We start from the raw sequence: 12138 nt of genomic DNA on the forward strand, positions 1-12138 counted from the left end.
GATGAACAGTAAGATTGCAATAATTGGGGTGGCTTGTCGGTTTCCCGGGGGCGCTAACGATCTTGGCGGCTTCTGGCAACTGCTGCGCGACGAACGCGACGCAGTGACCGAAATCCCCGCCGATCGCTTCGGCACCGATTTCTACCAGCACCCGTCCAAGCGCGAACCGGGCAAGAGCTACACGTTCTCGGCCGGCGTCGTCGACAACGTCGCCGGCTTCGATGCCGCGTTCTTCGGCATTTCCCCGCGCGAAGCGGCCCAGATGGACCCCCAGCAGCGCCTGCTGCTCGAACTCGCGTGGGAAGCGTTCGAGGACGCAGGCGTGCGCCCGGCCGACATGCGCGGCAGCAACTGCGGCGTCTTCGTCGGCGCCGCCAGCATGGATTACGGCAACCGCAACATGGACGATCTGAACGTGATCGATCCGTATTCGGCGACCGGCAACACCCTGAGTATCGCGTCGAACCGCGTGTCCTACCTGTTCGACCTGCGCGGCCCGAGCATGTCCGTCGATACGGCCTGCTCGTCGTCGCTCGTCGCACTCCACCAGGCCGTCAAGGCGCTGCAGTCCGGCGAAGCCGACGTGGCGCTCGCGGGCGGCGTCAACCTGCTGTTGCACCCGTTCGGTTTCGTCAGCTTCTCCAAGGCGTCGATGTTGTCGCCGCGCGGCCGTTGCCGCGCGTTCGATGCAACCGGCGACGGTTACGTTCGCTCGGAAGGCGGCGCGTTCGTGCTGCTCAAGCCGCTCGATCGCGCGCTCGCCGACGGCGACACGATCCATGCGGTGATCGCCGGCTCCGGCGTGAACTCGGTCGGCCACTCGCCGGGCGGTATCAGCGTGCCGGGCGCGGCCGCGCAAGCATCGCTGCTGCGCAGCGTCTACGCGCGCGCGGGCATCGATCCGCAGTCCCTGGCGTATCTCGAGGCACACGGCACCGGCACGGCGGTCGGCGATCCGATCGAGGCGCGTGCGCTGATCGACGTCGTGTCGGGCGAGCGCCCGGCCGATCGTCCGTTGCTCATCGGTTCGGTGAAGACCAATATCGGCCACCTCGAAACGGCGTCCGGCATGGCCGGGCTGCTGAAGGCCGTGCTGTGCCTGAAGCATCGCGCGGTACCGCGCTCGCTGCACTTCGTTACACCCAATCCCGGGATCGATTTCGACGGCGGGCGTCTGCGTGTCGTCGATCGCTTCATGCCGCTCGACGCGGGCGACGCGCCGCTGACGGTCGGCGTCAACTCGTTCGGCTTCGGCGGGACGAACGCACACGTCGTGCTGACCGAGGCGCCGGCTGCAAACGAGGCGTCGGCGGCCGCGCCCGAGCCGACTCACGCGCAGTTGTCTCCGCTCGTCCTGACCGCGCGCAGCGCGAATGCGCTCGGCGCGCTCGCGGGCCGCTATCTGTCGATGCTCGACAACGGCGGCGACTGGCAGGCGCTTGCCGCCGCGGCCGCACGTCGCCGCCAATGGCTTGAACATCGCGCAATCGTTGCACCGGCCGATGCGGCCGAAGGCCGTGCGGCACTCGCGGCGCTGGCCCAGCCGGCACCGGAAGGGTTGCCCGCCTGCGTGGCGACCGGCCAGGCCCCGGCCGATACGCCACGCACCGCGCTCGTCTTCTCGGGCAACGGCTGCCAGTGGGTCGGGATGGGCAACGAGCTTTATGCCGAGAACGCCGTCTTCCGCGCGGCGCTCGACGAAGTCGACGCGCTGTGGTGCGCCGACGGCAGCCCGTCGCTGGTCGACGTGATGCGCGGTGGCCCGAGCGCGGAATGGCTGGCCGGCGAGGGCGCCGAATGGCTGGCCGCGACGGAGAACGCGCAGCCGCTGCTGTTCGCGATCCAGGTCGGCATGATCCGCGTGATCGACGCGCACGGGATGCGTTACGACGCGGCGGTCGGCCATAGCGTCGGCGAGATTGCGGCGGCGTGGGTGACGGGCGCGCTGTCGCTCGCCGATGCGGTGCGCGTGATCAAGATCCGCAGCCGCGCGCAGGCGATGACGCGCGGCAGCGGCCGGATGGCGGCCATCGGCATCGGCGATGCAGCGGCGCGCGAACTGATCGCGCGCCACGGGCTTGCGCGCCGTGTCGAGATCGCCGGCATCAACAGTCCCGATGCGGTGACGCTTGCGGGCGAGCTGCAGGGTCTGCAGGCACTGGAAGCGGCGCTGCGCGGCAGCGGCAAGTTCTTCCAGATGCTGGATCTCGACTACGCGTTCCACAGCAGCCACATGGATCGCATCGAGCCAGTCGTGCTGGCCGAACTGGCGAGCCTGAGGCCGCAGTTGGGCAACGGCACGTTCGTGTCGACCGTGACCGGCGGCGCGCTTGCCGGCACCGAGCTCGATGCGCGCTACTGGTGGCGCAATATCCGTGAGCCGGTGCGCTTCGGCGACGGCATCGCGCATCTGATCGAGCAGGGCGTGCGCCTGTTCGTCGAGGTTTCGCCGCATTCGATCCTGCGTACGTACGTGAAGCAGGCGCTCACGGCCGCCGGTGCAACCGGCACGGCGCTGCCGACGCTCAAGCGCGGTCACGGCAGCGCGGCGACGCTGCGGCAGGCGATTCTCGCGGCGATCGCGCACGGCGCGAGCGTCGATCCCGACCGCTTTGCGCCGGGCCAATCGCGTGCTGCGTTGCCGTCCTATCCGTGGCAGCGCGACCGCTTCTGGCTGACGCCGACCGTCGAAGGCTATGGCCTCGTCAATCGCCGCCGCGAGCATCCGCTGCTCGGTTATCGCCTGCATGAGCACGCATTCGCGTGGGAAAACCAGCTCGATCCGGCGAAGCTGCCGATGCTGGCCGATCACGTCGTCGACGGCGGCGTGGCGTTCCCGGGCGCGGGTTACGTGGAAATGGCCCTCGCCGCGGCACGGACCTTCTTCGATACGCCGGATGCGGCACTCGAAAACGTCGAGATCCGCACGCCGGTCGTATTCCAGCCGCAGCAGGCGAAACTGTTCCGGCTCGTGATCGAGCCGCGCACCGCGACCTTCACGATCGAGACGCGCGACCGGATGTCCGACAGCGCGTGGACGCTGAACGTAACAGGGCGAATGCTGGAAAGCGGCAACGCGCTCGGCGATACGAGCGTCGTGCCGTCCGCCGCGCTCGATCGTCTGCTCGCGCTGCCCGCGGCCGACGGCGACACGCTGTACGCAAACACCGCGGCCATCGGCCTCGGCTACGGGCCAGCGTTCCGCTGGGTTCGCACCGTGCGGGTTGCCGCGAGTGACGGCGCGGCGCTGGCGGACGTCGCCGCGCCGGCCGCATGCGGCGATGCGCGGGCCTTGTCCGCGTATCTGCTGCATCCGGCGCTGATGGACAGCGGGTTTCATCCGCTGTTCGCCTTGCTGGCGGCGCACGCACGCGAAGGCGAGCATCCGGCGTACGTGCCGGTGCAGATCGGCCGGGTCGACTATCTGCGCGGCGACACGGTCGAGCGGGTGCGCGTGCAGATCGACCGGCACAGCCCGCATTCGATCGTCGCGCATTTCGAATTCCTCGACGCGCGGGGCGCGATCGTCGCACGGCTCGGCGGTTGCCGGTTCCGGCGCGTCGATCTCGTCGGCCGTCGGCAGAACCTGCCTGCACGCTTCGTCTATCGCCTTGAAGACATGCCGCTGCCGGGCGACGTCGATGCAGCCGGTTTGCCGGCTCCCGACGCGCTGCTTGCGAAGGCCGTCGCGCGGCTGGAGGCAACCGGTAACGACGTCCGCCGGACGCAGCATCTGACCGAAATCCTGCCGCTGCTCGACGTGCTGGCGAGCCTCTACGCGCTGCGCGCGTTCGATACGCTCGGCGCATTCGCCGGCACGTGGCAGCCGGCGGCCGGGCGTGCGGCGCTGGCCGCGCGTCTTGCCGACATGCTGGTCGAGGATGGTCTCGCTCATCGCGACGGCGCGCTGCTCGTGCGCGACGACGCAGCGTGCGCGGCGCTGCCGCCGCTCGACGAGCTGTGGCGCGGGCTGCTGGCCGAATCGCCGGGGCACGTGGCCGAACTGACGCTGCTCGCGCATTGCGGCGCGGCGTTGCCCGACGTGCTGGGCGGCGCGAAAGATGGCGCGCGCTTGCTGTCGCCGACCGGGCACAGCCTGGTCGAGCAGCTCCTTGCCGCGTCGCCGACGTGGCAGCACGTGCACGCGTTGCTGACCGCAAGCGTCGAGCAGGCGGTCGATGCATGGCAGCCGGCACGCCGGCTGCGCGTGCTCGAACTGGGCGCGACGGACGGCGACGTGCTGCAGACGCTCGGCATGCATCTCGCTGCCGCGCGCTGCGACCACACGATCGCGGCGACGGCCGGCCAGCTGGCCGGTTTCGACACGGATGCGGAAGCGGTGGTGCGCACGGTGGCGCTGCAGTCGGGCGAGCGGCTGTCGCTGTCGGCCGATGACGCCGGGCCTTACGACCTGATCGTCGCGAACCGCGCACTGAGCGACCGTCATGATGTGGTCGATGCACTGAATGCGATGCGGTCGTGGCTGGCGCCGGGCGGACTGCTGCTGCTGGCCGAGTCGCGTCACGGCCGCTTCTCCGACATCGTGTTCGCCTCGCAGGCAACGTCGACGGAAGCCGCTGCCCCCGCGCCGCTGGCGCCGGCGGATCTCGAGGCAGCGCTCGCACGCGCGGGTTACGTCGACGTCGTGCGGCACGTCGAGCAATCGCTCGATCTGGACGGTACGCCGACGTTCGTCATCGCGCGCAACCCTAGGAGCACCGCGGCCACGCAGCGCGGCAGCGACGCGAGCGATCTCGATACGCTCGCACGCAACGAACAATGGCTCGTGATGCACGCACCGGGTGCCGCCGGCGGTTTCGGCGGGCAGCTGGCCGATGCGCTGGCGCGCGCGGGTTATCCGGCCGACATCGTGGACATCACGCATGCGGCCGACGCGATTGCGTCGTTGCCGGCCGGGCAGCCGGCGCACGTGGTGTTCTGCGCACCGGAAACGCCGCTGGCCGAATCGGCGACGGGCGACGGCCTGATGGCTGCGCAGCGTCACGGCGCGATCGCGCTGGCGGCGCTCGTCCGCGCGCTCGGCGCGCAGCCGAACGCGGCCACGCGCTTGACCGTCGTCACGCGCGGCAGTGCGCCGTTCGCCGGGGCCGCGAATGCGCATCCGGAACAGGCAACGCTATGGGGCCTCGGTCGCGTGCTGGCGAACGAGCATCCCGAACTCGCGTGCCGCCTGATCGACGTCGATCGCGCGGTGGACGGGATTTCCGACGCACTGATTCGCGAGCTGACCGGCTCGGCAGTCGAGGAAGAAGTCGTCCTGGGCGCACACGGGCGCCTGGTGCCGCGCATGCTGACGGCCGCGCAGGCCGCAGCCCGCAGCGATGGCGCGATTGCGCGTGCGGCCGTGCTCGCGTTCGATGCCCCGGGCTCGTTGCGCAATCTCGAATGGTTCGCGTTGCCGGAAAGCGCGCTGGGCGCGGACGAGGTGGAGATCGAGCCGGTTGCGACCGGCCTCAATTTCCGCGACGTGATGTATGCGATGGGGCTCTTGTCCGATGAAGCGGTCGAGACCGGTTTCGCGGGCGCGACGATCGGCATGGAACTGTCCGGCCGCGTCGTCCGGGTGGGCGGCGCCGTGACGGCATTCGCGCCGGGCGATGCGATTCTCGGCTTCGCGCCGGCCTCGTTCGCGACGCGCGTCAGGACGCGCGCGCAGGCGATCGCGCTGAAACCCGAGCGTCTGACGTTCGAGGAAGCGGCGACCGTACCGACCACGTTCTTCACCGCGTATTACGCACTCGTCGAACTCGCGCGGCTGCGCCGCGGCGAGCGCGTGCTCGTGCACGGCGGCGCGGGCGGCGTCGGGATCGCCGCGATCCAGCTTGCGCGCCACTTCGGCGCGGAAGTGTTCGCGACGGCCGGCAGCGACGAGAAGCGCGAGTTCGTGCGCCTGCTCGGTGCCGACCACGTGCTCGATTCGCGCAGCCTCGCGTTCGCCGACGACATTCGCGTGCTGACGGGCGGGCAGGGCATCGACATCGTGCTGAATTCGCTCGCCGGCGAGGCCATGGTGCGCAGCATCGACACGCTGCGTCCGTTCGGTCGTTTCCTCGAGCTCGGCAAGCGCGATTTCTACGAAAACAGCCACATCGGGCTGCGGCCGTTCCGCAACAACATCAGCTATTTCGGCATCGATGCCGACCAGTTGATGGGTGCGTTGCCGGAGCTGACCGAACGCCTGTTCGGCGAAGTGATGGCGCTGTTCGCCGCAGGCGTGCTGCATCCGCTGCCGTATCGCGCGTTCCCCGCCGAACGGGCGGAGGATGCGTTCCGCTACATGCAGCAGGCGCGCCAGATCGGCAAGGTACTCGTGACCTATCCGTCCGGCACGCCGGCCCCGACGCGCGGCGTCACGCGCGCGGGCTCGCTCGCGCTTGATCCGCATGGCACGTACCTGGTGGTCGGCGGCACGGGCGGGCTCGGGTTTGCGAGCGCGCGCTGGATGGTCGAGCGCGGCGCTCGCCGGCTGACGCTGGCGAGCCGTTCCGGCGAGCTTGCCGGTGCGGCCCGCGAGGAGGTCGAATGCTGGCGCGCGACGCTCGGCGTCACGGTCGATGTCGTCTCGTGCGATGTGACCGATGCCGCGGCGGTCGATGCGATGATTGCCGCGATCGTGCGGCGCGGCAGCCCGCTCAAGGGCGTGCTGCATTCCGCGATGTCGATCGACGACGGTCTCGTGCGCAATCTCGACGATGCGCGGATGGCCGCGGTGCTCGCACCGAAGGTGGCCGGCGCGTGGAACCTGCACCGCGCGACACGCGCGCTGCCGCTCGACCTGTTCGTCGTCTATTCGTCGGCGACGACCTATCTCGGCAATCCCGGGCAGTCGAACTACGTCGCGGCCAACACCTTCCTCGAGGCACTCGTCGAACATCGCCGCGCGGCCGGGTTGCCCGGCACGTTCATGGCGTGGGGCCCGCTCGAGGACGTCGGCTTCCTCGCGCGCCACGCGGATACGCGCGAGGCGTTGCAGTCGCGGATCGGCGGTGCATCGATCACGTCCGACGAGGCGATGGCCGCGCTCGAGCGCGCGCTGGTCGCGGGCGCGGCCGGCGAAGCCGTGGTCCGGCTCGACTGGCATGCCGTGGCGCGCGGGATGCCCGCCGCGAAGGCACGCCGGTATTCGCTGCTGCAATCGCATGCGAAGGGCGGCGATGCGCGCGACGGCGGCACGCAGTTGCGGGAAGAAGTGCTGGCCTTGCCGCGCGACGAAGCGATCGCGCTGGTTGCCCGGACGCTGCAGGCGCAGATCGCGCGGATCCTGCACATGACGCCGGATCGCATCGCGCTCGACAAGTCGGTGCTCGACATGGGCATGGATTCGCTGATGGGGATGGAGCTCGGCCTGGCGGTCGAGGAAGCGTTCGAGGTCAAGCTGTCGGTGATGGCGATTGCCGAGGGCGCGTCGGTGACGACGCTGGCCGGACGCATCGTCGATTCGATCGGCGCGTCGGCCGATGCGTCCGACGCCGGGGCGGCGACCGATGCCGCTCAGGAGGCCGTCGCGGCGCTTGCCGCGAAACACGCGATCGAAGGCGAGGCGCGCGCGATGCTCGATACGCGGCCGGCGCCCGTGGCGGGCCAGGTGTCGCCGACGCTGGAGGTCGCGCGATGAGCGCGCCGTCCGGCTGGGCGACGCGCCAGGGCACGCTGGCAGGTCCGCTGGCGATCGACGGCCACGGGCTGCACACGGGGCGCCGGGTGGGTGTACGGATCCTGCCCGCGCGGCCGGAAGACGGCGTGACGGGAATCGTGTTCCGTCGCGTCGCGCAGGGGCGCACGCTCGCGACGCTGCCGGTCGATCCCGCGCTGCGCCGCGCCCAGCCGCTCTGCACGATGCTGCGCAATGCCGACGGCGTCGGCGTTCGCACGATCGAGCATCTGCTCGCGTCGCTGCTCGCGTGCGAGATCGATCACGCGATCGTCGAGATCGACGCCGAGGAAGTGCCGATTCTCGACGGCAGCGCCACGCCGTGGGTGGATGCCATCCGTGCGTGCGGCCGGGTCGCGCTCGATGCGCCGAAACGCTTCATCCGCGTGCTGCGGCCCGTCGTCGTCGGGGATGGCGAGGGTGATCAGCGGCGCGAAATGCGGATCGAGCCGGCACCGCGTTACGAACTGAGCGTGCGCAACGACCTGCGCGGCTTCGGCGACATGCATTGGGACGGTGCGCTGACGCCGGCCGCATTCGAAACCGAAATCGCGCCGTCGCGCTCGTACGGGCGCGTGAAATGGGCCGTGCCGGCGATCGTCGCCGGCTATCTGCGCGGCGTGCCGATCCTGCGCGGCGCACGGCCGTCGTGCACCGCGTCCATCGTCGGCAGCCGCGTGCTGGGCGGGATGCGCTTGCCGGATGAATTCGTCCGGCACCGCGTGCTCGACCTGGTCGGCGATCTCGCGCTGGCCGGCGCGCCGCTGCTGGCGCGCGTGAGTGCGTTGCGGCCGAGCCACGAGATGAATTTCCGGCTGGTCGACGCGCTGCTGGCCGCACCCGACGCGTGGCAGTGGGCCGAGTTTTCCGACGCGTGACACCGCGTCTTTTCATGACGCGCGGCGTAACATAGCGTCTTTTCGAGATTAAGCGAAGGAAGCAATGGCACTGGGAGAGCATCTTCGCCAGCAACTGGCGGCGAAAGCGCTGAAACGGCAGCTGGAGCGCGCGACGGATGCTGCCGCGGCACCGGGCGTGCCCGGCACGCAGGCAGCGCAGACCGCATCGGCGCGCAGCCGCTTCGAATCGATGCCGCAGTATCAGCAGGTCCGGATCATGCGCGAGATGGGCGAGAAGCTGCGCGTCGACTCGCCGTTTTTCCGCGTGCACGACGGCGTCGCCGGTGCGACGACGCAGATCGGCGGGCGCGAATACCTTAACTTCGCGAACTACAACTACCTCGGCCTGGCTGGCGATCCGGACGTGTCCGCGCGCGCGAAAGCCGCGATCGACCGGTACGGCACGTCGGCATCGGCGAGCCGGATGGTCGCGGGCGAACGCCCGGTGCAGCGCGATCTCGAACGCGCGTTGGCCACGTTCTACGAAACCGACGACTGCGTCGCGTTCGTGAGCGGCCACGCGACGAACGTGACCGTGATCGGCGCCCTGTTCGGCCCGGGCGACCTGATCGTCCACGATGCGCTCGCGCACAACAGCATCGTGCAGGGCGCGCAGCTGAGCGGCGCGAAGCGGCTGAGCTTCGCGCACAACGACTGGCAGGCGCTCGACGAGCTGCTCGCGCGCGTGCGCCGCGAATACCGGCACGTGCTGATCGCGATCGAAGGGCTGTACAGCATGGACGGCGATTTCCCCGACCTGCAGCGCTTCGTCGACGTGAAAACGCGCCACGGTGCATTCCTGCTGGTCGACGAGGCGCATTCGCTCGGCGTGCTCGGCGCGACGGGCAAGGGCATCCGCGAGCATTGCGGCGTCGCGCCCGACCAGGTCGACATGTGGATGGGCACGATGAGCAAGACGCTGGCCGGCTGCGGCGGCTTCATCGCCGGCTGCCAGCCGCTCGTCGACATGCTGCGCCATCTGGCGCCGGGCTTCCTGTACAGCGTCGGGCTGGCGCCGACGCTCGCCGAAGCGTCGCTGGCCGCGCTCGAGCGTCTGCAGGCCGAGCCGGAGCGCGTCGCGCGACTGCAGGCGCGCGGGCGGCAGTTCCTGAACGAAGCGCGCGCCGCCGGGCTGAATACGGGCACGAGTGCCGGGTTCGCGGTCGTGCCGGTGATCACGGGGAGCTCGCTGAAGGCCGCGCAATGGGCCAATGCGATGTTCGACGAAGGGATCAACGTGCAGCCGATCTTCTACCCGGCCGTCGAGGAAAAGGCTGCGCGCCTGCGCTTCTTCATCTGCTCGACGCACGAGCCGGAACAGATCAGCCGGACGGTCGCCGTGTTGTCGCGACTCGCGGGGCGCAGCGGATGACGCTGGCCGGTGCGTTCGCGCAAGCGGCTCCGCGTGCCGGCGAGCGCGTGCGGTTTCGTGCGGCCGAGGCGAATGACGCGGCGTCGTGCGGGCCGCTCGTGTTTGCGTCCGGCGTGGCGGAATTCGGTTTTTTTCTCGGCGAAAGCGATGCGCGCTGCATCGCTTTCCTGCAGCAGGCATTCCGGTCGCGCCATGGGCGCTTCTCGTGGCGCCGGCATCGCGTCGCGGTCGCTGACGACGGCAGCGTGCTCGCCGTGATGGCGATTCACGACGGGCAACGGACGATGTTCGACGACGTGCATGTCGTGTGGGCGCTGGCGCGCTTTTTCGGCGTGCGCCGCACGATCGGGCAGCTGTTGCGCGGGCTGATTCTCGAAACGGAAATTCCGGCGCCGAAGCGTTCGCAGATTCTCGTCGCGCATTGCGCAACCGACGAGCGACAGCGCGGCACGGGGATCTTCAGTGCGTTGTTCCGCGACGCGCTGGACACGGGGGCATTGCCGGCCGACGGCAGCCGCGATGTCGTCCTCGACGTGCTGACCCGCAACGCGAGGGCCCGCGCGCTGTACGAACGGCTCGGGTTCACCGCACTGCCGCGGCCGCGCGCCCGTTCGCGCCGGCTGCCCGCCGGACTTGATTCGGTTCGGATGCGTTTTTCGCGCCGCGCCTGACGGCGCGTATGGCAGCCTGCCGCGCTATTTCCGCCGCGGCGCGAACGGCCGCTGCTGCACATCAGCACCCTGCGCGACGATCGCCATGCTCTCCGGCACTTCCTCCCACGCGCCGCGCAGGTCGACGAGCGGCTCGGACACGACCATGAATGCGTCGTCGCCGGCTTCGGCGATGCGCGGGTTGTGCGGATACAGCTCATGGAGGTGCTTGAACGACGTGCTGTGGAACAGCGAACGCGACTGCCGTTCGCTCGAGTAACGCACCGCGATGATCCGCTCGCCGTCGGTCGCGCAGATCGTCATGTTGAGCGGTTCGGCCACGCGGTGGCGCGCGGCCGTTTCCTCGACCATGCCGACCATCCGCTCGAGCGCGGGCAGCGGCATCTGCTCGAGGCCGTAGGTCAGCGCGAGGCGGAGCATCAGTTCGGAGTCGGTCGAGCCTTCGAGCGTCGGGAACAGCGCGGGATCGACCTTCATCGTCAGGTCGCGGCGCAGCTTGTGGAAGTCGCGGATCAGCCCGTTGTGCGCGAACAGCCAGCGGCCGTGGCGGAACGGGTGGCAGTTGGTTTCCTGCACCGGCGTGTCGGTGGCCGCGCGGATATGCGCGATGAACATCCGCGAGCGGATCGCGCGTGCGGCTTCGCGCAGGTTGCGGTCGTTCCACGCGGGATGCACGGAGCGGTAGCGGAACGGCAGTTCGTCGGGGCGCCCGTACCAGCCGATGCCGAAGCCGTCGCCGTTGGTGGTCGTCGCCCCCAGCTCCGAATGCAGGCTCTGGTCGATCAGCGAATGCTTCGCGCGGAACAGCACGGTCTCCAGATGGATCGGATTACCCGTATAGGCGAGCCAGCGGCACATGGGGCGCTCCTTCACGATGGATCGTTCGCGCATGGTAGCCGACTTCGCAGCGCATCCTCGCCTGCGTGCGCCAAGCCAGCCATTCGGGCGGGTACACTGGCCAATCGTCATACGTCATTTGCCCGGATGCGCGGTGCGCAACCGGGCAGACATGCAGCCATGAAACCATACAGCCGGGCGCCGCCACGCGACGGCAGCGCCGCGGCCGTCAGGTTCAGTCGCCGAGCGCGTCCATCACGCGCGCCGAATAGACGAGCGCCGCACCCGCGTTCAGCGCAATCGCGACGCCGAGCGCTTCCGCTACTTCCTCCTTCGTCGCGCCATGCTTGGCCGCTTCGGCGGTGTGCACGGCGATACAACCGTCGCAGCGTGTCGTGACCGCCACCGCGAGCGCGATCAACTCGCGCGTCTTTGCGTCGAGATGGCCCGTCTTGGCGCCGGCGCCGGCCAGCGCCTGGTAGCCGGCCAGCGTGTCCGGCGACAGCTTGGCGATGTCGCCGATGCGCGTCGAGAGTTCCTTCCGGTATTCGTTCCAGTTCAGCATGATGCGTCCTTTTCGAGAAGAGGTGAGGAGGGCGGCGGGCGCCGCGATCTCGGGCGATGCAGGCTTATTCTGATCGTTCGCGCTGAGGGTTTCGATACGCTAGAGTGTCAATTTTTAGCGCA

At 69.6% G+C, this 12138-nt stretch carries 6 protein-coding genes; 4 read left to right on the forward strand and 2 right to left on the reverse strand.

The window, feature by feature from the left end; translation table 11 throughout:
* The first annotated feature begins 1 nt into the window (after nucleotide 1).
* The 4 genes from PQB87_RS04130 to PQB87_RS04145 all read left to right on the forward strand — a co-directional run bounded on the left by PQB87_RS04130 (nucleotide 2) and on the right by PQB87_RS04145 (nucleotide 10614).
* Nucleotides 2-7636, forward strand: a complete 7635-nt coding sequence (locus PQB87_RS04130; RefSeq protein WP_489242602.1) for a type I polyketide synthase — start codon at nucleotides 2-4, stop codon at nucleotides 7634-7636.
* Nucleotides 7633-8550: a UDP-3-O-acyl N-acetylglycosamine deacetylase gene (locus tag PQB87_RS04135; protein ID WP_059487189.1), complete on the forward strand. Its 918-nt coding sequence runs from the start codon at nucleotides 7633-7635 to the stop codon at nucleotides 8548-8550. The genes PQB87_RS04130 and PQB87_RS04135 overlap by 4 nt, the downstream gene beginning before the upstream one ends.
* Before the next feature lie 64 nt (nucleotides 8551-8614).
* Entirely contained in the window at nucleotides 8615-9943 is a 1329-nt protein-coding gene (locus PQB87_RS04140; protein WP_027788280.1) for an aminotransferase class I/II-fold pyridoxal phosphate-dependent enzyme, read from the forward strand.
* Nucleotides 9940-10614, forward strand: a complete 675-nt coding sequence (locus tag PQB87_RS04145) for a GNAT family N-acetyltransferase (protein WP_489242603.1) — start codon at nucleotides 9940-9942, stop codon at nucleotides 10612-10614. Before PQB87_RS04140 ends, PQB87_RS04145 begins: the two co-directional genes overlap by 4 nt.
* 24 nt (nucleotides 10615-10638) lie before the next feature.
* On the opposite strand, the gene PQB87_RS04150 is transcribed toward PQB87_RS04145, so the two are convergent.
* Both PQB87_RS04150 and PQB87_RS04155 read right to left on the reverse strand, forming a co-directional pair.
* Nucleotides 10639-11472, reverse strand: a complete 834-nt coding sequence (locus PQB87_RS04150) for a class II glutamine amidotransferase (RefSeq protein WP_489242834.1) — start codon at nucleotides 11470-11472, stop codon at nucleotides 10639-10641.
* A 214-nt stretch (nucleotides 11473-11686) separates the two neighbouring features.
* The gene (locus PQB87_RS04155; RefSeq protein ID WP_027788276.1) at nucleotides 11687-12016 is read right to left on the reverse strand and encodes a carboxymuconolactone decarboxylase family protein; all 330 of its coding nucleotides are present in this window, start codon (nucleotides 12014-12016) and stop codon (nucleotides 11687-11689) included.
* Between the last annotated feature and the right edge of the window lie 122 nt (nucleotides 12017-12138).

Source organism: Burkholderia sp. KL41 (assembly GCF_057005415.2).